Raw genomic sequence first — 22,874 nt, forward strand, 5'->3', positions numbered from 1 at the left:
GCCGCCCGCGCCCACCCGTGCCGCCCCGGCGGCACGACTGGCCGCGGGTCGCGCGGGTGGCGCGGGTGGCGCGGGTCGCGCGGGTCGCGCGGGTGGCGGGCTGGTGACGCAGCGCCCAAGGGGCGCGGGGAACTGCGCAGCCGGCCACGCAGCACCCGCAACCGCCGACGCCACCCCCCCTCCCCGGGCTACCGGGCGCCCGAAGCCCCCTTCAAGTGCCGCTCCGCGAACTCCAGCTCCAGCCGCACCTGCTTGATCCGCTCGTCCACCACCAGGGACCCGTGTCCGGCGTCGTAGCGGTACACCTCGTGGACCGCGCCCCTGGCCTCCAGGCGCTTGACGTAGTTCTCGATCTGGCGGATCGGGCAGCGGGGGTCGTTGACGCCGGCCGAGATGTACACCGGTGCCTTGACCCGGTCGACGTAGGTGAGCGGGGACGAGGCCTCGAAGCGGTCGGGCACCTCCTCCGGCGTGCCGCCGAGGAGCGTGCGGTCCATCGCCTTCAGGGCCTCCATCTCGTCGTGGTACGCCGTGACGTAGTCCGCGACGGGCACCGCCGCGATGCCCACGGCCCACGCGTCGGGCTGGACGCCGAGGCCGAGGAGGGTGAGGTAACCGCCCCAGGAGCCGCCGGTGAGCACGAGCCGCTCGGGGTCGGCGAGGCCCGAGTCGACCGCCCACTCGCGGACCGCGGCGATGTCCTCCAGCTCGATGAGGCCCACGCGGTGCTTCAGCGCGTCGGTCCAGGCGCGGCCGTAGCCCGTGGAACCGCGGTAGTTGACACGGATCACCGCATAGCCGTGGTCGACCCAGGCCGCCGGGCCCGCCGCGAAGGAGTCGCTGTCGTGCCAGGTCGGGCCGCCGTGGATGTCGAAGACCGTGGGGAGCGGGCCGTCGGCACCCCGCGGCTTCTGGACGAGGGCGTGGATGCGGCCGCCCGGCCCCTCCACCCACACGTCCTCCACCGGCACCGAGCCGGGCGACTTCATGCCGGGCGGGTCGAGGACGACACCGCCCGCCGTGGAACGCACCGCCGACGGCTCGGCCGCCGAGGACCACAGGTACTCCACGCTGCCGTCGGGCCGGGCCGTGGCGCCGGAGACCGTGCCGGGCGGGGTCGGGATCTCCGTCAGGGCGCGGCCGGCCAGGTCGTAGCGGAACAGCTCGCTGCGGGCCTCGAAGCTGTGCGCGATGAGCAGGCCGGTGCCGTCCGGGTACCACTCGGCGCTGACGTCGCCGGGCAGCTCCAGCGCCAGGTCCGTCTGCTCGCCGGTGGCCACGTCCCACACCAGGGGCTCCCAGCGGCCGCGGCGCTGGTGGCCGATGAGCAGGCGCGTGTCGCCGTCGACGGGGGCGAAACCGAGCACCTCCAGGCCCAGCTCGCGGGTGCCGCCCTCGGTGTCGTCCAGATCGGCCACCGCCGTGCCGTCCGGGCGCAGGACGCGCAGGGCCGAGTGCATCGCGTCGCCGTGCTCGGTGTGCTCGATGGCGATGAGCGAACCGTCGTGGGAGAGGTCGCCGACGCCGGCCGACTCCCGGTGGCGGTAGATCTCCACCGGGGCCTGTCCGGTGCGGACGAGGTGGATGGTCGTCCCGTCCTCGTCCGTGGAGCGGCCCACGACCGCCGTGCGGCCGTCGCGGCCGAGGGCGAGGCCCGCCGGGTACGAGGCCTGGAGGCCCTCGGCGGCCGGCTCGTTTGGGCCGCCCTCGAAGGGCTGGCGGCGCCACACGCCGAACTCGTCGCCGTCCTTGTCGTCGAACCACCAGATCCACGCGCCGTCCGGTGACAGCACCCCGTCCGTCGTGCCGTTGGGCCGGTCCGTGACCTGGCGCTGCTCGCCGGTCGACCGGTCCCAGGCGTACAGCTCGTACGTCCCCGTCGCGTTCGACACGAACAGGGAGCGGTCCGGCGCGTCCTCCGCCCAGTCGGGCAGGGACACCCGGGGCGCCCGGAAGCGCTTCTCCCAGTCGGGCATCGGCTCCTGCTGTCCCGCCTGTACCACGTGCTCGTGCTGGTCCCGCTCATCCCGTGCGTCGGGCCCGTTGCTCTCAGTCATGGCCCCATACTGCCCGCCTCCGCCGGACTTTCGCTGGCCAGGTCCCCAGCCTGTGGACAACCTCCACCGCTCCCCCTCCGGCCGTCGCCCACCCCGCGGGCCGGGAGCGGCCGGCAGCCCCGTACCGTGGGGGGTGTGTACCGGTTTCTGCTGACGCCCCGATGGTGGGGGATCAACGCCTTCGTACTGCTGTCGATCCCGTTCTGCGTCTTCATGGGGTCCTGGCAGCTGGGCCGGTTCGAGGACCGCGTGCAGGACCATCGCACCGCGACCGAACAGGTCTCCGAAGCCGCGCGCGAGACGCCGCGGCCGCTGGCGGAGATGCTGCCGGTGACCAAGGCGACGTCCGGCAAGCCGGTCACCGCGACCGGGCGCTACGGCGAGCAGTTGCTGGTGCCGGGGCGGGAGCTCGACGGCCGGAAGGGCTTCTACGTGCTCACGCTGCTGCGCACCGACGCGGGCGAGGCGCTGCCGGTGGTGCGGGGGTGGCTGCCCGGGACCGCCGACGCCGCCAAGGCGCCGGCCCCGCCACGGGGCGAGGTCACGGTGACCGGCGCGCTGCAGGCGTCCGAGACGCCCGGGGACAACGGGGTCAGCGCGCGGGGCGGGCTGCCGGCCGGGCAGACCGGGGCGATCAGCGCGGCGTCGCTGGTGAACCTGGTGCCGTACGACGTGTACGACGCGTGGATCACGCTGGCGAAGGGCGACGCGGGCATGGAGGCCGTGCCGGCCACGGCGCCGCCGGACACGGGGCTCGACCTGAAGGCGTTCCAGAACCTCGGCTACACCGCCGAGTGGTTCGCCTTCGTGGGGTTCGTGATCTTCATGTGGTTCCGGTTGCTGCGGCGCGAGGTGGAGTTCGCGCGGGACGCGGCGCTGGGGCTGGTGCCGGACGAGGAGCCGGCCGCCGTGGGGGCCGCCGCCAAGTGAGCGGACGTCCGGGCCGGGACCGGGTGGGTCCCCGGCCCGGCGCGGCGGGCGCCACGGCTGAGGCCGCCGGGGCGCGCGGCTACGCCCCCGCCAGCATCCCCGTCCAGTACACCGTCCCCGCGCACGCGTTCGGGACGACGACCGAGGCCGCGCCCGAGCCCGTGCCGGGCGTGTAGGTCACGGCGACGCTGCCGTCGACCGTGCCGTCCTCGCGGGCCAGTTGCGGAGCCGTGCCCGTGTCGCCGCCGGTGGACGTGCCGGCCGTGGTCGCCGGGTCCTGCGAGGGGGTCGGGTCGGGGGTGGGGTCGGGACCGCCGACGCCGCCGCCGGCCGGCGGGCAGGTGTCCGAGGGCACCCAGGCGAACCGCACGTCGTAACCGAGGCCCGGCTGGAGCACCAGCTGGGCGGCCTCCAGGGACGGGTCGGGCAGCAGGCCGGCCGCCGCGTCCCCGGCGGTGTGCCGGGCGGAGCCGACCCTGCTGACGTCGGCCGCGCCCTGCGGCACCGCGCTCACCGAGCCGGGTGCGGCGACCGTGCAGGCCGCGCCGGAGACGTTGGTGACGCGGAAGGAGCCGGAGACCGCGCCGGTGGAGTCGGGGGCGCCGCTGCTCCCGGACGCCGGGCCGAGCTGGGCCGGGGTGCAGGCGGGGACGCCCGCGGTGGTGGAGGAGGAGGGGCCGGTGCCCTGGGACGCGCCGCTGCCGGTGCCGGCGCCGCCCTTGTCCTTGTCCTTCTCCTTCTTGTCGTCCTTCTCCTTGTCCTCGGACTTGCCCGAGGAGCCGCCCGCGGTGCTCCCGCCGCCGTCCGGGCCCTTGCCCTCGCCGGCGCCGCCCTGGGTCTGCGAGGCGTTCGCGGCGACCGACGGGTTCGCGTCGGAGCCGGTGGCGCTCGAGACGTGGACGAGGGCGGGGACGGCGGTGCCGATGAAGAGCGCGGCGGCGGCCATGCCCACGACGGCCTGCCGCTTGCGGGCCCGCCGCTGCGGCACCGCCTTGCGCAGGTACTCCAGCGTGCCGTCGCGCGGCTCCACCTCCTGCACCGCCTGGTGCAGCATCGTGCGCAGGTCCAGCTCGTCCGAGTCGAGCCCCTGAGGGCTCTGGTCGTCGGGGCCGTCGTTCACAGTTCCGTTCCCAGCGTGCGATTGCTTCGGATCTTGCCCGTGCAGCTTTGTCGGCTCGTGCCACTCGAAGGGCTCGTGCCGGTCGCGCCCGTCACGGGGCGCGCCGTCCGATGCGCTCATGCCGGCGCCTCCATGGCCAGCCTGAGCGCCGCGATCCCGCGCGAGCCGTACGCCTTGACCGAGCCCAGGGATATGCCGAGGCTCTCGGCGACCTGCGCCTCGGTCATGTCCGCGAAGTAGCGCAGCACCAGCACCTCGCGCTGGCGGCGCTGCAGGCCCTTCATCGCCTTGATCAGGGAGTCGCGCTCCAGCTGGTCGTAGGCACCTTCCTCCGCGCTGGCCATGTCGGGCATGGGCTTCGACAGCAGCTTCAGGCCGAGGATGCGGCGGCGCAGCGCCGAACGCGAGAGGTTGACGACCGTCTGGCGCAGGTACGCCAGGGTCTTCTCGGGGTCGCGGACCCGCTTGCGGGCGGAGTGGACACGGATGAAGGCCTCCTGGACGACGTCCTCGCAGGAGGCCGTGTCGTCGAGGAGGAGGGCCGCGAGACCCAGCAGCGAGCGGTAGTGCGCCCGGTAGGTCTCGGTGAGGTGGTCGACGGTCGTACCGGCCGCGACACCGTCCTCGGCGCCGTCACGCTGGTTCGGGATGCGGGCCGGCCGCGCTGCGGGCACGGGCGCGATCACCGGCATGCCACCGGGCGTACCGGGCGTGCGGGGCCGGAGAGCCGCCGGACGGGGCGGTCGCAGGACCGTGCCGCGTGCCGCGCTGAAGTCGAGTACCTCTGCCACGCCTGTTGGACACGCCGACCCCGGTGAGGGTTGTACGTGCCGGGCATCACTTTCATGCCGACCGTCGCCGTGGACGGTCTACCCGCGTCAGGCAGCACAACCGATGGTGCGTCAAATGCCCTCATGCGTCCCGCTCTTCCCCTATGTCCAGATGTGAACGGACGTCCCCACGCCCGGTTCCAGGCGTCCCCACGCCTGATGAAGCGCTCCCACGGCCGAAGAGGCGACCGCAAAGACGCTCCCCGCCCTCCGCGCGGTTGCGGAGGGCGGGGAGGTAAATCCTCTGCTGCCGACGGGCCCGGGACAAGTGGTCCGGATCATCGACCAGCTCACATGTCGCCCACAGATCCTACAAACCGCCTCTGACAACGGCTCGGGGATTTTGCCGCTTCGCGGTCGCGCGCGCCCGTGCCCTCGCGTCAGGGCAGTTCGGCGGCCACCAGCTCGGCGATCTGGGCGGTGTTGAGCGCGGAGCCCTTGCGCAGGTTGTCCCCGCACACGAAGAGTTCCAGCGCCGTCGGGTCGTCCAGGGCCCGGCGCACCCGCCCGACCCAGGTCGGGTCGGTGCCGACCACGTCGGCGGGGGTCGGGAACTCGCCGGCGGCCGGGTTGTCGAACAGCACCACCCCGGGCGCCGTGGCGAGGATCTCGCGGGCCCGGTCGACGGTGACCTCGCCCTCGAAGCGGGCGTGCACGGTCAGGGAGTGCGTGGTGATCACCGGCACCCGGACGCAGGTGACGGCCACCGGGAGCCCGGGCAGCCCGAGGATCTTGCGGGACTCGTCCCGCACCTTCATCTCCTCCGAGGACCAGCCGTCCTCGCGCGCGGTGCCGGCCCACGGCACGACGTTCAGCGCGACCGGCTCGGGGAACGGCCCCGTCCGGTCGCCGACGGCCCGCCGCACGTCACCGGGGCTGGTGCCCAGCTCGGTCCCGGCGACCAGGGCGAGCTGCTGCCGCAGGGTCGTCACGCCCTCGCGCCCGGCGCCGCTGACGGCCTGGTACGAGGAGGCGACCAGCTCGCGCAGCCCGAACTCGGCGTGCAGCGCGCCCAGGGCCACGATCATGGAGAGCGTCGTGCAGCTGGGGTTGGCGATGATGCCGCGCGGGCGCATCCGCACGGCGTGCGGGTTGACCTCGGGCACGACGAGGGGCACGTCCGGGTCCATCCGGAACGCGCCCGAGTTGTCCACCACCACCGCGCCCTTGGCCGCGGCCAGGGGCGCCCACCGCTCGGCGACGTCGTCGGGGACGTCGAACAGGGCGACGTCGACGCCGTCCAGGGCCTCCTCGGTGAGCGCCACGACCTCGGTCTGCTCACCGCGCACGGCCAGCTTGCGGCCGGCCGAGCGCGGGGAGGCGACGAGCCGGATCTCGCCCCAGACGTCCGCCCGCTGGGAGAGGATCTGCAGCAGGACCGTGCCGACGGCCCCGGTCGCTCCCACGACGGCGAGCGTGGGCCGGCCGGAGCGGCCGGTCTGCCCGGATCCGGCCATCAGCGGCCGGTGCCTCCGTAGACGACGGCCTCGTCGCTGTCGGAGTCGAGCCCGAACGCGGAGTGCACGGCGCGGACGGCCTCGGGCACGTCGTCGGCGCGCGTGACGACCGAGATGCGGATCTCGGAGGTCGAGATCAGCTCGATGTTCACGCCCGCGTCGGACAGGGCCGTGAAGAAGTCGGCCGTGACGCCCGGGTTGGTCTTCATGCCGGCGCCGACGAGGGAGATCTTGCCGATCTGGTCGTCGTAGCGCAGCGAGTCGAAGCCGATGCCGGCCTTGTTCTTCTCCAGCGCGTCGATGGCCTTGCGGCCCTCGGTCTTCGGCAGCGTGAAGGAGATGTCCGTCAGGCCCGTGGCGGCGGCGGACACGTTCTGCACGACCATGTCGATGTTGATCTCGGCGTCGGCGATCGTGCGGAAGATCGAGGCCGCCTCGCCCGGCTTGTCCGGCACGCCGACGACCGTGACCTTGGCCTCGGAGGTGTCGTGCGCGACACCGGAGATGAGAGCCTGCTCCACCTGCTTGTCCCCTTGCTCGATCGGCTCGCTGCTGACCCACGTGCCCTGCAGTCCGCTGAAGCTGGACCGGACGTGGATCGGGATGTTGTAGCGGCGGGCGTACTCCACGCAGCGGTGGAGCAGCACCTTGGACCCGGACGCCGCCAGTTCGAGCATGTCCTCGAAGGAGATCCAGTCGATCTTCCGGGCCTTCTTCACCACGCGCGGGTCGGCGGTGAACACGCCGTCGACGTCGGTGTAGATCTCGCACACGTCGGCGTCGAGGGCGGCGGCGAGGGCCACCGCGGTGGTGTCCGAGCCGCCGCGGCCGAGGGTGGTGATGTCCTTGGTGTCCTGGCTGACGCCCTGGAATCCGGCGACGATCGCGATGTTGCCCTCGTCCACCGAGGTCTTGATGCGACCCGGCGTGACGTCGATGATCCGGGCTTTGTTGTGGACCGAGTCGGTGATGACACCCGCTTGGCTGCCGGTGAACGACTGGGCCTCGTGGCCCAGGTTCTTGATCGCCATGGCCAGCAGGGCCATGGAGATCCGCTCGCCGGCGGTCAGCAGCATGTCGAGCTCGCGCCCGGCAGGCATCGGGGAAACCTGCTCGGCGAGATCGATCAGCTCGTCCGTCGTGTCGCCCATCGCGGAAACCACGGCGACCACCTGGTTGCCGTTCTGCTTCGCTTCCACGATCCGCTTGGCGACGCGCTTGATGCCCTCGGCATCGGCTACGGAGGAGCCTCCGTACTTCTGCACGACAAGGCCCACGTGCGCTCCTCGCTCAATCCGTCTCTATCCGCTCATACGCATTCGTACCGCGGTCGGCTCAGTCTAACGAGCGTCCGAAAAACCCCTCCGCGATATCGCATGGTGAGATCCGGCGCCCGTCCAGAGGGGCTCATGCCCATCTGGACACGGGCCACGCGGAAAAGTGCCCGGCGTCACAGGCCGTTCGCACCCCCATCCGGTTACCAAACTTTCAAGCACTATGGTTCGGCTGTGCGCGTACTCCTGGTGGAAGACGATGAACCGGTCGCCCAGTCCCTGCGCCGTGGTCTCAAGCGCTACGGCTTCGACGTCGCGTGGGTCACCACCGGCGAGGCGGCGCTGCGCCACGAGGACCCCTACGAGGTCGTCCTGCTCGATCTCGGCCTGCCCGACACCGACGGCCTGGACGTCTGCAAGGCGCTGCGCGCACGCGGCGACGTCCCGATCATCGTGATCAGCGCCCGCAGCGACGAGACGGACCGGGTGGTCGGCCTGGAACTCGGCGCCGACGACTACGTCTCCAAGCCCTTCGGCGTCCGTGAGGTCATCGCCCGGATCAGGGCGGTCATGCGCCGCGCGCGGCCCCGCACGCCCGCCGCGGACGCCCCGGACGACGGCCCCGACCGCTACGGCACGCGCCTGACCGTCGACCGCAAGGCGGCCCGGGTGCGCCTGGACGGCGCGGAGGTGGCCCTCGCGCCCAAGGAGTACGACCTGCTGGCCTTCCTCACCGAGGAGCCCGGGGCGCTGATGTCGCGCGAGCAGATCATGGAAGCGGTCTGGGACGCGAACTGGTTCGGGCCGACCAAGACGCTGGACGTGCACGTGGCGGCGCTGCGGCGCAAGCTCGCCGGGGCGATCACGATCGAGGCGGTGCGCGGGGTCGGCTTCCGGCTGGAGATCGTCACCGGCGAGGGCGACGGCGACGGCGCCTCGTGATCCGTCAGCTCGTCCGCAGCTACGTCCTGCTCGTCGCGGTCGCCATCGCGCTGTTCACCGTGCCGGTGGCGTTCACGCTCACCGACCAGTTGCGCGACGACACCGAGTCGGCCGTCCTGCGCGAGGCGGACGCCATGGCCCTGCTGCTCGGCGACGGCCGCGCGGCCTCCTGCCAGGCCCTGGAGGAGATGGCCCGGGCCTACGACGACGAGATCCAGGTGACCGGCGCCCCGGGCTGCGCGGCGGACCTGCCCCGGCCGGTGCGGGACGCGGCACTGACCCGGGCCCTGCGGGAGGACCGCTCCACCACCGACTGGGGGTCGTCCTTCATCTGGGGCCCGGAGCTGGTGATCACGGTGCCCGCCCGCGCGCCCGGCACCGACCGGACCGTCGGCGCCGTCCGGGTCGTCTACTCCACCGACGAGATGACCGGCCGCCTGTGGCAGATCTGGGGCTTCCGGGCGGTCCTCGCGGTGCTGGTGCTCGGGGTGGCCGCCCTGCTCGGCGTCGGGGTGGCCCGGCGGCTGACCCGGCCGCTGCGCCAGCTCAACGACATGGCCAGCCGGTTCAGCGACGGCGATCTGACCGCCCGCTCGCCCGTCACCGGCCCGCCCGAGACGCAGACCCTGGCGCGCACCCTCAACCAGGGCGCCGAGCGCCTGGACACGCTGATCGCGGCCCAGCGGATCTTCGTCGCGGACGCCTCCCACCAGCTGCGCACCCCGCTCACGGCGCTGCGGCTGTCCCTGGACAACATCGCGGACGGCGTGGACGACGCGTTCGTACGGGAGGACGTGGAGCAGGCGACGGCCGAGGTGGTCCGGATGAACCGCCTGGTCAACGGTTTGCTGGTGCTGGCCCGGGCCGAGGCCAAGGTGTCGGCGGCGGAGCCGCTCCCGCTGATGGACATCGTGCGGGAGCGGCTCGCCGTGTGGAGACCGGCCGCCGACGAGCGCGGAGTCACCATCACGCTCGGGGGGAGTGCCGACGGCCGGCCGTCCGTGCTGGCCGGCCCCGGTCATCTGGACCAGATGCTGGACAACGTGCTCTCCAACGCCCTGGAGGTCTCACCCGACGGCGGGACCATCACCGTGCGGGTGGAACCGGGGGGCGAGGTGGTGGCGGTGTCGGTCCTGGACGAGGGGCCCGGCATGTCGGACGCCGAGAAGTCCCGTGCCTTCGACCGCTTCTGGCGGGGCCAGGGCCTGACCGGGAAGGCCGGATCCGGCCTCGGCCTGGCCGTCGTCAAGCAGCTGGCGGCGGACGACGGCGGGACCGTGGCCCTCCAGGACGCGCCCGGGGGCGGCCTGTGCGTGACCATCACGCTCCGGGCGGCCCACCGGGGCGGCGGCTGACGCGGCTCAGCTCTCCGGCATCTTCGAGGAGTGGTGGTTGACGATCAGCCAGCTGCCGTCCGGCTGCTTCTCGTAGGCGTAGGTGTAGCGGGCCTCGACGGTGCTGCGGGCGCCCGTCCCGGGGTCGGTGAGCGTGAACTCGTAGACGCCGGTGTCGATGACGGTGTCGCGGTCGAGGATGTTGACGTGCGAGTGGATCTTCGTGCCGACCGGCTTGTTCCGCAGGAAGTGCTCGAAGTAGTCGACGATCTCGGCCCGGTCGGTGCGGACGCGGTCGGAGACGGTCGGCAGCAGGACCGCGTCCTTCGCGTACAGGTCGGCGACCTTCCGCGGATCGCCGGTCCGCAGCGCGGCGTTCCAGGTGTCGAACAGGCCGAGCACCTGCGCCTTGGTGACCGGCGCGGCGTGCCTCTTGGACGCGCTCTGAGGGTCGGCTCCGGCGACTCCGGCACCGAGGGCGAAGGAGCCGGCGACGGCGGCGGCGACCGCGGTGACGGCGGCCGTGCGGCGGCGGGCGGAGCGACGGTTCATGGCATCTCCAGGGGTTCTCAGGGGAGTTGACTTGCCTCCGCTTCCTCTGCGGTGGAAGTGACTCAAGCCTCGCGTCCCCCTGGTTAGGGCCCGTGCAGCCGCCGTACAGCGGACGTCCAGGATGTCTCCAACTCACTCGGAGCGAGCCCGGGATGCCGCCCGGGAGAGCGGAGCCGATGTCGCCGCGAGGGCCCCGGAAATGCGCAGGCGGGGACATCGTGCGCGCGCTACCTTCGGCGCCATGGACATACTGCGCTACGTGGCGTTCAGCACGGACCCCGAGGGCGGCAACCCGGCGGGGGTGGTGCTCGACGCGAGCGGTGCCGACGAGGCGGCGATGCTGGCGGCCGCGGCCGAAGTGGGCTACTCGGAGACGGCGTTCGTCACGCGGGCCTGCGACGGCTCCCTGGCCGTCAGGTACTTCAGCCCGCTGGCCGAGGTGCCGTTCTGCGGCCACGCGACGGTCGCGACGGCCGTGGCCCACGCGGAGCGGCACGGCACCGGACGCCTGCTGCTGCGCACGGCGGCGGGCCTGGTGCCCGTGACGACCGAGCGGGCGGCGGACGGCACGCTCGTGGCGACCCTGGTGAGCGTCGCGCCGCGCACGGCGCCCGTCGGCGAGGCGGATCTGGCCGAACTCCTGGCGATCCTCGGCTGGTCCGCGGCCGACCTGGACCCCGAACTGCCGCCGCGCGCGGCCTTCGGCGGGGCCTGGCACCCGGTCCTCGCCGCGGCCACCCGGGACCGGCTGGCCGCCCTGGACTACGACATGCCCGCGCTGGCCGCCCTCATGGCCCGCGCCGGCTGGACCACGGTCGACCTGGTCTGGCGGGAGTCACCCACCGTCTTCCACGCCCGCAACCCGTTCCCGCCCGGCGGCGTGGTCGAGGACCCGGCGACGGGAGCGGCGGCGGCCGCGTTCGGCGGCTACCTGCGGGAGCTCGGACTCGTCGCGCCCCCGGCCACGCTGACGATCCACCAGGGCGCCGACATGGGCCGCCCGAGCGTGATCACGGTGTCCGTGCCGGAGGGCACGGACACCGGGATCGCCGTCACCGGTACGGCCGTGCGGATCTGACGGCCTACTTCGCCGGGCGCAGTCCCAGCGGGCCCGCGATCTCCTCCGCCATGACCCGGCCCGCCTCGAACTCCAGCGTGTCGTCGCCCATGCCCTGGTCCGTGTCCAGTCCGTCGAGTTCGGCGAGGGGCTGGTTGAGGCGGACGTGGGCGAGGACCGACTGCAGCGCCCGGAGGGTGGCCGAGGCGGTGGAGCCCCAGTTGGAGAAGTACGAGAACTGCCACCACCACAGGGCCTCGGTGGTGCGGCCGGCGCGGTAGTGGGCCATGCCGTGGCGCAGGTCCGTGATGACGTCCGTGAGGTCGTCGGAGATCCGGGCCGGCACAGGGGCCTTGCGCGGCTCGTAGGGGTCGAAGACCTCGGAGTAGACGTCGATCGGGTCCAGCAGCCGGGCCAGGTTCTCGCGGAGTTCGTCGACGTCCGCGTCCGGGCCCGTGTCGGGCTCGTAGCGCTCGTCGGGCACGATGTCCTCGTGCGCGCCGAGCCGGCCGCCGGCCAGCAGGAGCTGGGAGACCTCCAACAGGAGGAAGGGCACGGCCGATTCCGGCTCGTCGCCCCTGGCGACCTCCGTGACGGCGACCAGGAAGCTCTCGACCTGGTCCGCGATCTGGACCGCGAAGTCGTCCGGGTTCTGGTCGGTGGCGTGCAGCGTGGCGTCAGACATCTAGGAGTCGTCTCCCCTCGAAGGCGCGGCCGAGCGTGACCTCGTCCGCGTATTCCAGGTCGCCACCCACCGGGAGGCCGCTGGCCAGGCGGGTGACCTTCAGGCCCATGGGCTTGATCATGCGGGCGAGGTACGTCGCCGTCGCCTCGCCCTCCAGGTTGGGGTCCGTGGCGAGGATGAGCTCGGTGACCGTGCCGTCGGCGAGGCGGGCCAGGAGCTCCCTGATGCGCAGGTCGTCCGGGCCCACCCCGTCGATCGGGCTGATCGCGCCGCCCAGGACGTGGTAGCGGCCCCGGAACTCACGGGTGCGCTCGATCGCCACGACGTCCTTGGGCTCCTCGACCACGCAGATGACGGCCGGGTCGCGGCGGGTGTCGCGGCAGATGTTGCACAACTCCTCCTGCGCGACGTTGCCGCAGGTCGCGCAGAAGCGGACCTTCGCCTTGACCTCCATCAGGGCCTGCGCGAGACGCCGTACGTCCGTCGGCTCGGCCTGGAGGATGTGGAAGGCGATCCGCTGGGCGCTCTTGGGACCGACGCCGGGCAGCCGCCCCAGTTCGTCGATCAGGTCCTGGACCACGCCTTCGTACAACGGACTGCCCTTCCTGGGTCTTCGAGGCCGGTACGCGACCTCCCGTACGTACCGTAGTTGTCGGCCGCCTGTCCGAGGAAGGCGGTACGCGGGTTCAGAACGGCAGGCCGGGGATGCCGCCGCCGCCCAGGCCCTGCGCGAGCGGGCCCAGCTTCTGCTGCTGGAGCGCCTGCGCGTTCTCGTTGGCCGCGTGCACGGCCGCCACGACGAGGTCGGCGAGGGTCTCGGTGTCCTCCGGGTCCACCGCCTCCGGGTCGATCTTCAGCGCGCGCAGCTCGCCGGCGCCGGTGACGGTGGCCTTCACCAGGCCGCCGCCCGCCTGCCCGTCGACCTCCGTCTGCGCCAGTTCCTCCTGCGCCCGCGCCAGGTCCTGCTGCATCTTCTGGGCCTGCTGAAGCAACTGCTGCATGTTGGGCTGGCCACCACCGGGGATCACGATCAGCTCCTTGCTCGGTACGGGTTTTCCCGTTCGGCACGAGCCTACGTGGTCGGGCCTGCCGTCGCCCCAGCACTCTTTCGAGTGAGTCCCCCTCGCGCCCCATAACCGATCAAGGAATACTTCCGGGCGGAAAAGCGGCGAAAGCCACGCCTTCGCCACCCATAGGGGGGTAGGAAGGGTCCGGCGCGTTCCGGACGCGGACCTCACGTGTCGTGCGTGTCAGGTGTGTCACGTGGGTCGGTCGTCGGGTCGGTGGGTCGCGCAGCGTGATCGGTGAGCGCACCGTGCGTGGTCGCTCGTGGTCAGTAGGGAGTGCCGGGTGGGTCAGCCGGAGATGCAGCCCGAGGGGCCGCCTCATCAGGACGGGCGGGGCGAGCAGGCGGCCCGGCCGCGGCCGGGTGATCTGACCGGGCAGCCCCTTCCGCTCGGGGACTGGGGGGAGCCGGCGGCCCGGCTGGACGAGCTGTACCGGTGGGTGGAGCGCGGGGCGCTGCGCACGGCGGCCTGGTACCTGGCGGACCGGGTGTGGAAGCGCCGGTGCGCGCGGAGCCTGCGCTGCGGGGCCGCGGCCGGGGCGGTGACCGGGGTCGCGCTGCCCCTGCTGGAGCTGACCGGGGTGGTGCGCGGGGTCGCGCCCTGGGGGTGCCTGGCGCTGCTGCTGGGGGTGGCGTGCGTGGCCGTGGACCGGTACTTCGGGCTGACGTCCGGGTGGATGCGGGACGTGGCGACCGCGCAGGCCGTGCAGCGGCGGTTGCAGGCGCTGCAGTTCGACTGGGCGGCCGAGAGCGTGCGGGAGGTGCTGGGCCCGACGGAGGGCACGGCCGGGGAGGCGGCCGAGCGGTGCCTGGGGGTGCTGCGGAGGTTCTCCGAGGACGTCACCGAGCTGGTGCGTGTGGAGACGGCCGACTGGATGGGGGAATTCCGGGGCGGGTGCGCACCCGCGGGCGTGCACGCGGTGGTGTTCCCGGGCGGGGCCCGGCCGGCGGAGGCGGGAGGCGTGAACGGCAGGTTCGCCGTGCCGCCGCACGGCGGAACCCGGCCGAACATGCCCCGGCAACGACCACCGGAGCCGCGGTGAGGACCGTACCGGCCGGAACTCGACGGTCGGCGGGCCCGGGCCGGCCGGCACCCCGCTGAGGGCGGAGACAGCCGGAGCGCACCGGTGAGGAGCGGACGACCGGAACTCGCGGTCACGACCGGGGCGGCCGGAACCCGGTGGGGCCGGGGCGGGGCGGCCGGGCCTTCGAGCAGGGTCGGGGACGGTCAGGCTCACGCCGGGTCGGGGAAGGCGACCGGGCTGCGCAGGCCCGACCTGCCGACCGCGCGCACCCCGAAGAACACGTTGTCCTTCGACAGGTCCACCTCGTGGGTCGTCACGTCGCCCACCGGGATCACGTGGGTCCACTCCGGCGACGTCGTCTCCCGCCACACCACCTCGTAGCCCGCCAGGTCGGGCTCCGGGCCCCGGTTCCACACCAGTTCCGTCGTGTTCGTCAGCGAGGACGTGAGGATCCTCGCGCCCCGCGGTGTGCCCGGGGCCTGGGCGAGCGTCCACAGGGCGGCCGCGTTCACCCGGGCCACGCGCGCCGTGAAGCCGGGGTCGCAGAACTCCGGCAGGTCGCCGTACTGCTTGCCCGTCCCGTCCACGCGCACGTCCTGGTGCTGGTGGGCGAAGTCCTCGGCCGGCTCGGTGAAGCGCGCCGCCGGGTAACCGCGTTCGAGGAACGGGATGTGGTCGCCGCCCCTGCGGTAGCGGTCGCGGCGGTGGATCACGCGGACGCGCATGCCCGTGGCGTCGTTGTCGGCCACGTCGCGTACGAACCGGGCCAGTTGGCGGGTCGCGGAGTCGTTCTCGCCGCCGACCGAGCGCCGCACCGCGGCCTGCTCGGGGGTCTCCGAGGACGGGACGCCCTCCGCGAACAGGCGGATCGTGTACGGGTCCCGTGTGCCGTCGTCCGCCGTGGGACTGCCGACGATGTCGTTGGTGAACATGCCCTGGACGTCCGTCCCGGCCGTCTTCAACAGCTGTGCCAGGTGGCCGGATCCGTACAGGCCCTGCTCCTCCCCCGCCACCGCCGCGAACACGATGGTCGACGCCGGGCGGCGCCGGGCCAGCACGCGGGCCAGCTCCAGGACCACGGCCACGCCGGAGGCGTCGTCGTCCGCTCCGGGCGCGTCGGACGTGGCGTCCATGACGTCCGTGACCCGGGAGTCGTAATGGCCGGCGACGACGTAGACGCGGTCCGGAGTGACCGAGCCGCGCAGTGTGGCGACGACGTTCGTGATGCGGGTGGCGGTGGGGATGCGCGGGGCCGGCTGCTGGACGTACGACTGGAGTTCCGCGGTCATCCGGCCGCCGGACGCGGCGGCGTACGAGCGGAGTTCGGACAGCAGCCAGTCGCGGGCCGCGCCGATGCCGCGCACCGGGTCGTCCTGGGACGAGAGGGTGTGGCGGGTGCCGAAGGAGACCAGCCTGTGGATGGTCGCCTCGATGCGCCGCGGGTCGATCTCCCGCAGCAGGGCGCGCAGTTCGCGGGTGGGGCGCTGGGCCGTCGCCGGGGGACGGCCGGGGTCCGGCCGCGCCGCCGCCTCGGCCGGGCCCGTCACCCCGCCCGCCGCCGCGGTCGCCGCCGTCGCGGTCAGGACCGTTCTCCTGCTGGGGCGCATGGATCCTCCCGGGGCTGGGGGTGCCGACCCGTCAAGCATGCGCCGTGACAGGGAAGTTCGTCACTGCCTCGTGTACGTCAGCCGTTCCCCGCTGCTGGTGTTGGTGCGCTGCAGGGTCCCGTCCGCAAGGACGGTGATCTCGGTGGCGGCGCCCGGGGTGCAGGCCGTGCGCGGCTGCCCCACGGTCACGGTGGAGGGGCCGATCCGCAGCGGGCCGCCGGCGTCGGGGGCGGCGGCCAGTTCCCCTTCGAAGACGCAGTGGTAGGTGCCGCCGCCCTTGGTCGGGCCGTCCGCCACGAGGGACAGCACCGCGTCGCCCGGCTCGCCCTGCCGGAGGGTGAGCCGGCGGGTGTGCTGTCCGTCGGCGTTGTCGATGGTGGTGGTCCAGGTGCCGAGGTACGCCGTCGGGACCGTGCCGTCCGCCGGGGAGGCGGAGGCCGTCGGCGAGGGGCCCCGGGTGGTCGGCGGTGCGCCGGTGCTCCGGGTCGGCGAGGGCTGCGCGTGGCCGTTCTTGCCGTCCCCGCCGCCCTGCATCAGCGCGAACACCGTCCCGCCCGCCGCGAGCGCGACGACCAGGGCGATCACGACGAGCAGCGCGGTGGACCGGCCGTCGCGCCCGTGCGGCTCCTGCCCCGGGCCGTACGGCGGGACCGGGCCGTAGGGCGGCGGCCCGTAGGGCGGGGTGGAGCCGAGTCCGCCGTGACCGGGGTACGACGCACCGCTCGCGGCGCCGGGCTGGGGGTGCTGCTGCGGGTGGCCGTAGGCCGGGTAGGGGGCCGGGTACGGGGGTGGGGGCGTGTGGGTGTGGGGCGGGACGCCCGGGCCGGGGGACGCGGCCGGGGCCGGCGGCGCGGGTGCGGGGATGCCCTGGCCCTGGCCCGCGGCCACGGTGGGCAGGTGGTTCAGCGGCGCCCCGGAGCCCGGCGCGCCCGGCGGGGGCGGGCCCGGAACGGTGCCGGGCACCGGCGGAACGGGCCCGGACGCGTCGGCGGCGGGGGCGTGCTCCGGGGTGGGGCCGGGGCCTGCGGGGACGGCCGAAGGGGCGGGGCCGGAGGCGGAGGGATCCGCGGGACCCGCGGCACCGGCAGGACCGGCAGCGCCGGACGGGTGCGCGGGACCGGCGGCACCGACGGCGGCGGCAGCGGCGCCGGAGCCCACGGCGGCGGGCGGAGCGGCAGGTCCCGAGTCCGGACGGCCGGCCGGTCCAGGAGCGGGGGCAGGCACAGAAGCGGGGGCAGGCACAGGCGCGGGGGCATGTCCAGGAGCGGGGCCCCGCCCCGGACCGCCGGTCCCCGGACGCGCCCCGTCCCCCGCGTCCGCCCGGGCCGGGGATCCCGCCCCCACGCCCGATACCGGCTCCCCCTCCGGGTTCTCCGCGTCCAGCAACCGCACCGCGTGGCGCCCCAGTTGGGCCACCAGTGCGCTCGGCAGCCACGGGTCGAGGGCGCGGCCGTCGGAGACGGTGTCGTCCGCGCCCGTGCGCCGCAGGACGTGGTCGAGGTCCGGACGGGCGGCGGGGTCCTTGCGCAGGCAGTCGCGGACCAGGTCGGCGATGCCCTCCGGCACGCCCTCCAGGTCCGGTTCCTCCTGGGCGATGCGGAACATCAGGGCGTGCACGCCGCTGTTGGCGCTGCCGAACGGCAGCTTGCCGGTGGCGGCGTAGGCGAGGACCGAGCCGAGGCAGAAGACGTCGCAGGCCGGGGTGATGCGGTCGCCCCGCACCTGCTCGGGCGCCATGAAGCCGGGCGATCCGACGAGCGCGCCGGTGCGCGTGAGCCCGCCGTCGGTCACCGTCTCCAGCGCGCGGGCGATGCCGAAGTCGATGACGCGCGGGCCGTCGATGGTGACCAGCACGTTGGACGGCTTGAGGTCGCGGTGGACGATGCCGGCGGCGTGGATGTCCTTGAGCGCGTGGGCGAGACCGGCCGCGAGGATGCGCACGGTCCGCTCGGGCAGCGCCCCGTGGTCGTGCCCGACGACCTGCTGCAGGCTCGGTCCGGCGACGTACCCGGTGGCGACCCACGGCACCGCGGCCTCGGTGTCGGCGTCCAGCACCGGAGCCGTCCAGTACCCGCCGACCCGCCGGGCGGCCCGCACCTCCTGCCGGAACCGCTCGCGGAACTCCTCCTGCGCGGCCAGCTCCTCGCGGACCAGCTTCACGGCGACGGTGCGGCCCCGCTCCGAGCGGGCCAGGTACACGTGCCCCATGCCGCCCGCACCGAGCCGCGCCAGCAGCCGATAGGCACCGATGCCCTGCGGATCCCCCGGCCCCAACGTCTCCATCGCTCAGCCGCCTTCCCCCCACACGCGAGCAACAGACCGAGAATAGTGCGGGGCGGGGGCCGGGTGACCTGGGAGACGTCTACGGTTCCGTAACAGGCGGGCCGGACGCGTCGAGCACCTGCGCCAGCCGCTCCAGCACGCGGACCGCCTCCGCCAGTTCCGCCTCCCCGAACGCCTCGGCCAGCCGGTCGGCGAAGGCCGCGTGCCCGGGGCCGATACGGGCGACGGCCGCGCGGCCCTCCTCGGTCGGAGCGAGGAGCTTGGCCCGGCGGTGCGCCGGGTTCGGCCGGTACTCGGCCAGCCCCCGCTCCACCAGCAGGTCGGCGATGCGCTGCACGCTCTGCCGTGTGATCCCCATGGCGCGGGCGATGCCCGAGACGGGCAGCGGCTCGCCGAGGACCGCGCCGAGCACCTGCCACCAGGCGGCGGTGAGCCCGGCCGGCCGGGCCAGGTCCTCCGCGACGGCGAGGAACTGGCCGTTCAGCCGGAACACCCCGAGGGCGCTGCGGCTGAGCAGCTCCTGGCGTTCCCGGCTCACAGCGCCCCGGCCTTCTCCAGCACCGCGTACGCCGAGGCGTCGGAGTCGTGGAAGAGCCGGTACCAGGCGTCCAGCACCTCGCCCTCGTACACCCCGAGCAGCCGGAGGACCTCCCGGGCGAACGCGACGGGCTCGGTGGGGCCGGCCGTGACCAGGCCAGCGTCGGTGACGGCGTCGGTCTCGACGTAGCGGTCGCCGCCCGCGTAGCCGGTCGCGGCCAGGTAGAAGGAGACCGCGCTGGTGTGGGCCCGGTCGTCGAGCAGGCCTTCCCTGGCCAGTCCGGCGGTGGCCCCGCAGATCGCGGCGACCGGGACGCCCGCCTCCAGGAAGGTGCGGGCCTTGCGGGCGAAGGGCGCGAGGTCACCGGACGTGTCCCAGAGGTCGGCGCCCGGGAGGATCAGCAGGCTGCTGTCCTCGGGGCGCAGGTCGGCCAGGGCCAGGCCGGGCTGGACGCGCAGGCCGCCGATGCTGGCGACCGGGGCGGTTGACGGACCGACGGTGCGGATCTCGTGGCCGGCGCGGGCGAGGTGGGCCGTGGCGTGGCCGGTCTCCCAGTCGGCGAAGGTGTCGTAGACGGCGAGGTGGACGGGCTTGCGGTCTGCGGTGGCGTTCATGGTTCCTCCTCGGACCCTGTGCCTTATGACAGCATCCTGGCATCTCGACAGGATGCTGTCAATCGATCGGGCCCGGCATGGACAACCTGTCGCGGAATGGGGCCGACGCCCGACAGGCCGCCGATACCACCGCCCGCTCCCCCGCGCCTACGCTCGCCCGCATGACCCCTCAGCCGAACCCCGAAGCCGGCGCCGCCGTGAAGGCCGCCGACCGTGCCCACGTGTTCCACTCCTGGTCCGCCCAGGAGCTCATCGACCCGCTCGCCGTCGCCGGTGCCGAGGGGTCGTACTTCTGGGACTACGACGGCCGGCGCTACCTCGACTTCTCCAGCGGGCTCGTCTACACCAACGTCGGCTACCAGCACCCCAAGGTCGTCGCCGCGATCCAGGAGCAGGCGGGACGGCTGGCCACGTTCGCGCCGGCGTTCGCCGTCGAGGCGCGCTCGGAGGCGGCCCGGCTGATCGCCGAGCGGACCCCGGGCGACCTGGACAAGATCTTCTTCACCAACGGCGGCGCCGACGCCGTCGAGCACGCCGTCCGGATGGCCCGGCTGCACACGGGCCGCCCGAAGGTGCTGTCGGCCTACCGCTCGTACCACGGCGGCACGCAGCAGGCCGTGAACATCACCGGCGACCCGCGCCGCTGGGCCTCCGACAGCGGCACGGCCGGGGTCGTGCACTTCTGGGCGCCCTACCTCTACCGCTCCCGCTTCTACGCGGAGACCGAGGAGCAGGAGTGCGCGCGGGCGCTGGAACACCTGGAGACGACGATCGCCTTCGAGGGGCCGTCGACGATCGCGGCGATCATCCTGGAGACCGTCCCGGGCACCGCCGGGATCATGGTCCCGCCGCCCGGTTACCTGGCCGGGGTGCGCGAGCTCTGCGACAAGCACGGGATCGTGTTCGTCCTGGACGAGGTGATGGCCGGGTTCGGGCGGACGGGCGAGTGGTTCGCCGCCGACCTGTTCGGCGTCACGCCCGACCTGCTGACCTTCGCCAAGGGCGTGAACAGCGGCTATGTGCCGCTGGGCGGGGTGGCGATCTCCGGCGCGATCGCGGAGACGTTCGGCAGGCGGCCCTACCCCGGTGGCCTGACGTACTCCGGGCACCCGCTGGCGTGCGCCGCCGCCGTCGCGACGATCGAGGTCATGGCGGAGGAGGGCGTGGTCGAGAACGCGGCCCGGCTGGGCGCGTCCGTCGTCGGACCGGAGCTGCGGGCGCTCGCCGAGCGGCACCCGAGCGTCGGCGAGGTGCGCGGCGTGGGCATGTTCTGGGCGCTGGAGCTGGTGCGCGACCGCGGCACCCGCGAGCCGCTGGTGCCGTACAACGCGGCCGGGGAGGCGAACGCGCCGATGGCCGCCTTCGCCGCCGCCGCCAAGGCGGGCGGGCTGTGGCCGTTCGTGAACATGAACCGCACGCACGTGGTGCCGCCCCTCACGGTCGGCGAGGCGGAGCTGAAGGAGGGCCTGGCGGTGCTGGACTCGGCACTCTCGGTGGCCGACGAGTACACCGCGTAAGAGCTGTAAACCCGTCAGTAACAGACATTCTCGCGTCCTGTTCGAACGCGTAAGGTGGCGTGCCCGTAGACATGTACGCGCACGCCACCCGACGCGACGAGGGAGACGCCCTGACCATGCCCGGCAGCACCGGCGCCGTGACGCGCAGCACCCTGCGCCAGCAGATCGCCGACGCCCTCCGGGACGAGGTGCTCGCCGGGCGGCTCCAGCCGGGGCAGGAGTTCACGGTCAAGGAGATCGCCGAGCAGTACGGCGTCTCCGCCACGCCGGTCCGGGAGGCGCTGGTCGACCTCTCCGCCCAGGGGCTGCTGGAGGCGGACCAGCACCGCGGCTTCCGGGTGCACGAGTACTCGGTCGAGGACTTCCGCGGCATGATCGAGGCCCGCGACCTGGTCATCGAGGGGATGTTCCACGCCCTGATCACCGGGCAGCGCGCCTCCATACGGACCGACGACCCCCGCGTGGCGGCCGCCCTGGCCGGGGTGCGGCGGCGCGGCGAGGAGGCCCAGCGGGCCGCCGCGGCCGGCGACCTGACCGTGCTCATCGGCTACGACCTGCGCTTCTGGCGCGAGCTCGCCGCGGTCTTCGGCAACCCCTACCTCGCCGACTTCCTGCACCGGCTGCGCGTGCGGACCTGGGTGTGCGCGGTGCAGTACCTGCGCCGCCTCGGTGACCTGCGCGGCGAGTTGTGGGCGGGCCACACCGAACTGGTGGACGCCCTGGGTGCCCGCGACACCGACACGGCTCGGGCGATCATCGCCGGCTACAACACCCACTCGCTCGACCTGATCGAGCGTCTTGCCTCCGGATGACCTGCGTCGCGTGTGTCCGTATGGGTATGGGACATGCACGGCAGGAGCCGCGGCCGTGCCGCACCGCTACTCTTCCCTGACCACCGTGCTACCCGACCACCGCGCTGAGCGAGGAGCCTTCTTTGGCCTGTGATCTGTGGCTGGTACCGCTCGTCGACGTGTTGTGCCACACGCCGGACAACCCCTTCGCCGAGGAACTCGCGCAATACAACAAGGTGCTCGCCGAGGCCGGGCTGCCGCCGGTGCCGGTGTACCAGTACATGCCGGGCCTGTCCGGCGACGTCGCGCCGGTCGCGGGCTTCGACTACGACGCGCTGCACTTCCTGCGCCGCGCCTACCTGCTCCAGGTGTGCGGCCTGCCGGTGACACCGGTGGACGAACTGGGCGGGGACTACGAGCAGTTGCTGGAGATGTTCGAGTCCACGGCCCAGCAGTCGCACCTGGTCTGGCACTACGACCACGCGGGCGCCTACGTCCCGGTCGACTTCCCCAGCCCGCTCGCCGACGACGACCTCCTCGCGGGCGGCGGTCCGCTGGGCTCCTCGCACGCCCTGCTGCGGGAGCTGGAGGTGGTCGCCCCCGCGATCGGCATCGACCCGGCCAACCCGCCGGCGGCCCCCCAGCCGCCGCTCGCCCCCACGGAGCTGGAGGAGCCCGCCGTTCCGGCCCCGTACGATCCCAGCCCGTTCGCCCGCGAACGGCACGTCTGGCTGGGCCTGCACGCGGCCGTGACCCGCAGCCTGGCGCAGGGCTCGATGATCGTCTTCAGCTGAGCCGGCGGCTCAGCGGCCCAGCTGGGACAGGCCTCTCTGCACGTCGTCGACGTTCATCACCGGCATGAAGGTGACCTCCGCGCCCAGCTGGAGGAAGAAGGGCTCGGCGATCACCGGCATCTGGGAGCTGTCCTGCATGTCGAAGACCAGGAAGGCGGTGCGCTTGCCGTGGTCGGAGGTGAAGTAGGCCGCTTCGGGCCGCATCTGTTCCAGTGACTCCTGGAGCAGCTTGCCCATGGTGCCGTTGCGGATGTACTCGTTGGCCTTCTCGGTGTCCATGGACGCCTTGAGCAGTACGCGCATCGCACTCACCTTCTTTTACGTCGACGCACGCGGGGTGTGGATTTCAGCCTATGCCCGGTCCCGCCACCCCTTCCTGCGGAAGGACGCCGGCCGCCCCC

The 22,874-nt window shown here is 73.6% G+C and carries 22 protein-coding genes; 8 read left to right on the top strand and 14 right to left on the bottom strand.

Annotation, left to right across the window (positions count from 1 at the left end; translation table 11 throughout):
- Positions 1-188: 188 nt before the first annotated feature.
- The gene (locus tag AC07DA_RS11885) at positions 189-2,057 is read right to left on the bottom strand and encodes a S9 family peptidase (protein ID WP_479127002.1); all 1,869 of its coding nucleotides are present in this window, start codon (positions 2,055-2,057) and stop codon (positions 189-191) included.
- Positions 2,058-2,192: 135 nt separating this feature from the next.
- Here AC07DA_RS11885 and AC07DA_RS11890 point away from each other — a divergent pair, with 135 nt between their 5' ends.
- Entirely contained in the window at positions 2,193-2,987 is a 795-nt protein-coding gene (locus AC07DA_RS11890) for an SURF1 family protein (RefSeq protein ID WP_479127003.1), read from the top strand.
- Positions 2,988-3,066: 79 nt separating this feature from the next.
- On the opposite strand, the gene AC07DA_RS11895 is transcribed toward AC07DA_RS11890, so the two are convergent.
- The 4 genes from AC07DA_RS11895 to AC07DA_RS11910 all read right to left on the bottom strand — a co-directional run bounded on the left by AC07DA_RS11895 (position 3,067) and on the right by AC07DA_RS11910 (position 7,671).
- A complete protein-coding gene (locus tag AC07DA_RS11895) occupies positions 3,067-4,107 on the bottom strand; it encodes a hypothetical protein (protein WP_479127005.1) in 1,041 nt (346 codons plus the stop codon).
- A 116-nt stretch (positions 4,108-4,223) separates the two neighbouring features.
- Positions 4,224-4,799: a SigE family RNA polymerase sigma factor gene (locus AC07DA_RS11900; RefSeq protein WP_039933275.1), complete on the bottom strand. Its 576-nt coding sequence runs from the start codon at positions 4,797-4,799 to the stop codon at positions 4,224-4,226.
- A 518-nt stretch (positions 4,800-5,317) separates the two neighbouring features.
- Entirely contained in the window at positions 5,318-6,394 is a 1,077-nt protein-coding gene (locus AC07DA_RS11905) for an aspartate-semialdehyde dehydrogenase (RefSeq protein WP_479127007.1), read from the bottom strand.
- On the bottom strand, positions 6,394-7,671 hold the full coding sequence (locus tag AC07DA_RS11910) for an aspartate kinase (RefSeq protein WP_479127009.1): 1,278 nt from the start codon (positions 7,669-7,671) through the stop codon (positions 6,394-6,396). The genes AC07DA_RS11905 and AC07DA_RS11910 overlap by 1 nt, the downstream gene beginning before the upstream one ends.
- 231 nt (positions 7,672-7,902) lie before the next feature.
- Between AC07DA_RS11910 and AC07DA_RS11915 the strand changes: the two genes are divergently transcribed.
- Both AC07DA_RS11915 and AC07DA_RS11920 read left to right on the top strand, forming a co-directional pair.
- Positions 7,903-8,610 carry a response regulator transcription factor gene (locus AC07DA_RS11915; protein ID WP_479127010.1) on the top strand — a complete coding sequence of 236 codons (708 nt, stop codon included), beginning with the start codon at positions 7,903-7,905 and terminating at the stop codon, positions 8,608-8,610.
- Entirely contained in the window at positions 8,607-9,965 is a 1,359-nt protein-coding gene (locus AC07DA_RS11920) for a sensor histidine kinase (RefSeq protein ID WP_479127012.1), read from the top strand. Before AC07DA_RS11915 ends, AC07DA_RS11920 begins: the two co-directional genes overlap by 4 nt.
- 6 nt (positions 9,966-9,971) lie before the next feature.
- On the opposite strand, the gene AC07DA_RS11925 is transcribed toward AC07DA_RS11920, so the two are convergent.
- The gene (locus tag AC07DA_RS11925) at positions 9,972-10,496 is read right to left on the bottom strand and encodes an SgcJ/EcaC family oxidoreductase (RefSeq protein WP_479127014.1); all 525 of its coding nucleotides are present in this window, start codon (positions 10,494-10,496) and stop codon (positions 9,972-9,974) included.
- Positions 10,497-10,737: 241 nt separating this feature from the next.
- Here AC07DA_RS11925 and AC07DA_RS11930 point away from each other — a divergent pair, with 241 nt between their 5' ends.
- Positions 10,738-11,574, top strand: coding sequence for a PhzF family phenazine biosynthesis protein (locus AC07DA_RS11930; protein ID WP_479127015.1), 837 nt, complete (start codon positions 10,738-10,740; stop codon positions 11,572-11,574).
- Positions 11,575-11,578: 4 nt separating this feature from the next.
- Here AC07DA_RS11930 and AC07DA_RS11935 read toward each other — a convergent pair whose 3' ends face one another.
- The 3 genes from AC07DA_RS11935 to AC07DA_RS11945 form a co-directional block, all read right to left on the bottom strand.
- The gene (locus AC07DA_RS11935; protein ID WP_479127017.1) at positions 11,579-12,238 is read right to left on the bottom strand and encodes a DUF5063 domain-containing protein; all 660 of its coding nucleotides are present in this window, start codon (positions 12,236-12,238) and stop codon (positions 11,579-11,581) included.
- Complete coding sequence (recR, locus tag AC07DA_RS11940; RefSeq protein WP_003991835.1) at positions 12,231-12,830, bottom strand: recombination mediator RecR; 600 nt, start codon at positions 12,828-12,830, stop codon at positions 12,231-12,233. Before recR ends, AC07DA_RS11935 begins: the two co-directional genes overlap by 8 nt.
- A gap of 94 nt (positions 12,831-12,924) precedes the next feature.
- Positions 12,925-13,266 carry a YbaB/EbfC family nucleoid-associated protein gene (locus AC07DA_RS11945; RefSeq protein ID WP_479127019.1) on the bottom strand — a complete coding sequence of 114 codons (342 nt, stop codon included), beginning with the start codon at positions 13,264-13,266 and terminating at the stop codon, positions 12,925-12,927.
- Between the two features lie 322 nt (positions 13,267-13,588).
- Between AC07DA_RS11945 and AC07DA_RS11950 the strand changes: the two genes are divergently transcribed.
- A complete protein-coding gene (locus tag AC07DA_RS11950; protein WP_479127021.1) occupies positions 13,589-14,347 on the top strand; it encodes an SLATT domain-containing protein in 759 nt (252 codons plus the stop codon).
- A 191-nt stretch (positions 14,348-14,538) separates the two neighbouring features.
- On the opposite strand, the gene AC07DA_RS11955 is transcribed toward AC07DA_RS11950, so the two are convergent.
- From AC07DA_RS11955 to AC07DA_RS11970, 4 genes are all read right to left on the bottom strand, one after another.
- The gene (locus tag AC07DA_RS11955; protein WP_479127023.1) at positions 14,539-15,936 is read right to left on the bottom strand and encodes a M20/M25/M40 family metallo-hydrolase; all 1,398 of its coding nucleotides are present in this window, start codon (positions 15,934-15,936) and stop codon (positions 14,539-14,541) included.
- A gap of 60 nt (positions 15,937-15,996) precedes the next feature.
- On the bottom strand, positions 15,997-18,219 hold the full coding sequence (locus AC07DA_RS11960) for a serine/threonine-protein kinase (RefSeq protein WP_479127025.1): 2,223 nt from the start codon (positions 18,217-18,219) through the stop codon (positions 15,997-15,999).
- A gap of 79 nt (positions 18,220-18,298) precedes the next feature.
- Positions 18,299-18,757, bottom strand: a complete 459-nt coding sequence (locus AC07DA_RS11965) for a MarR family winged helix-turn-helix transcriptional regulator (protein ID WP_479127027.1) — start codon at positions 18,755-18,757, stop codon at positions 18,299-18,301.
- The gene (locus AC07DA_RS11970) at positions 18,754-19,371 is read right to left on the bottom strand and encodes a DJ-1/PfpI family protein (RefSeq protein WP_479127029.1); all 618 of its coding nucleotides are present in this window, start codon (positions 19,369-19,371) and stop codon (positions 18,754-18,756) included. The genes AC07DA_RS11965 and AC07DA_RS11970 overlap by 4 nt, the downstream gene beginning before the upstream one ends.
- A 161-nt stretch (positions 19,372-19,532) precedes the next feature.
- Between AC07DA_RS11970 and AC07DA_RS11975 the strand changes: the two genes are divergently transcribed.
- From AC07DA_RS11975 to AC07DA_RS11985, 3 genes are all read left to right on the top strand, one after another.
- Positions 19,533-20,888 (top strand): aminotransferase class III-fold pyridoxal phosphate-dependent enzyme, encoded by a 1,356-nt coding sequence (locus AC07DA_RS11975; protein ID WP_479127031.1) that lies wholly within the window; start codon positions 19,533-19,535, stop codon positions 20,886-20,888.
- Between the two features lie 116 nt (positions 20,889-21,004).
- Positions 21,005-21,700, top strand: coding sequence for a GntR family transcriptional regulator (locus AC07DA_RS11980; RefSeq protein WP_479127316.1), 696 nt, complete (start codon positions 21,005-21,007; stop codon positions 21,698-21,700).
- Between the two features lie 122 nt (positions 21,701-21,822).
- Positions 21,823-22,473: a hypothetical protein gene (locus AC07DA_RS11985; protein ID WP_479127033.1), complete on the top strand. Its 651-nt coding sequence runs from the start codon at positions 21,823-21,825 to the stop codon at positions 22,471-22,473.
- Positions 22,474-22,482: 9 nt separating this feature from the next.
- On the opposite strand, the gene AC07DA_RS11990 is transcribed toward AC07DA_RS11985, so the two are convergent.
- Complete coding sequence (locus AC07DA_RS11990) at positions 22,483-22,776, bottom strand: hypothetical protein (protein WP_479127035.1); 294 nt, start codon at positions 22,774-22,776, stop codon at positions 22,483-22,485.
- Between the last annotated feature and the right edge of the window lie 98 nt (positions 22,777-22,874).

The sequence above is a fragment of the Streptomyces sp. NPDC044921 genome (genome assembly GCF_056432865.1).

Bases quoted from the DNA above. Each gene is read 5' to 3' on its own strand.
- AC07DA_RS11885 (WP_479127002.1), bottom strand. From the start codon at position 2,057: ATGACTGAGAGCAACGGGCCCGACGCACGGGATGAGCGGGACCAGCAC.
- AC07DA_RS11900 (WP_039933275.1), bottom strand. From the start codon at position 4,799: ATGCCGGTGATCGCGCCCGTGCCCGCAGCGCGGCCGGCCCGCATCCCG.
- AC07DA_RS11905 (WP_479127007.1), bottom strand. From the start codon at position 6,394: ATGGCCGGATCCGGGCAGACCGGCCGCTCCGGCCGGCCCACGCTCGCC.
- AC07DA_RS11925 (WP_479127014.1), bottom strand. From the start codon at position 10,496: ATGAACCGTCGCTCCGCCCGCCGCCGCACGGCCGCCGTCACCGCGGTC.
- AC07DA_RS11930 (WP_479127015.1), top strand. From the start codon at position 10,738: ATGGACATACTGCGCTACGTGGCGTTCAGCACGGACCCCGAGGGCGGC.
- AC07DA_RS11935 (WP_479127017.1), bottom strand. From the start codon at position 12,238: ATGTCTGACGCCACGCTGCACGCCACCGACCAGAACCCGGACGACTTC.
- AC07DA_RS11955 (WP_479127023.1), bottom strand. From the start codon at position 15,936: ATGCGCCCCAGCAGGAGAACGGTCCTGACCGCGACGGCGGCGACCGCG.
- AC07DA_RS11960 (WP_479127025.1), bottom strand. From the start codon at position 18,219: ATGGAGACGTTGGGGCCGGGGGATCCGCAGGGCATCGGTGCCTATCGG.
- AC07DA_RS11970 (WP_479127029.1), bottom strand. From the start codon at position 19,371: ATGAACGCCACCGCAGACCGCAAGCCCGTCCACCTCGCCGTCTACGAC.
- AC07DA_RS11975 (WP_479127031.1), top strand. From the start codon at position 19,533: ATGACCCCTCAGCCGAACCCCGAAGCCGGCGCCGCCGTGAAGGCCGCC.
- AC07DA_RS11980 (WP_479127316.1), top strand. From the start codon at position 21,005: ATGCCCGGCAGCACCGGCGCCGTGACGCGCAGCACCCTGCGCCAGCAG.
- AC07DA_RS11990 (WP_479127035.1), bottom strand. From the start codon at position 22,776: ATGCGCGTACTGCTCAAGGCGTCCATGGACACCGAGAAGGCCAACGAG.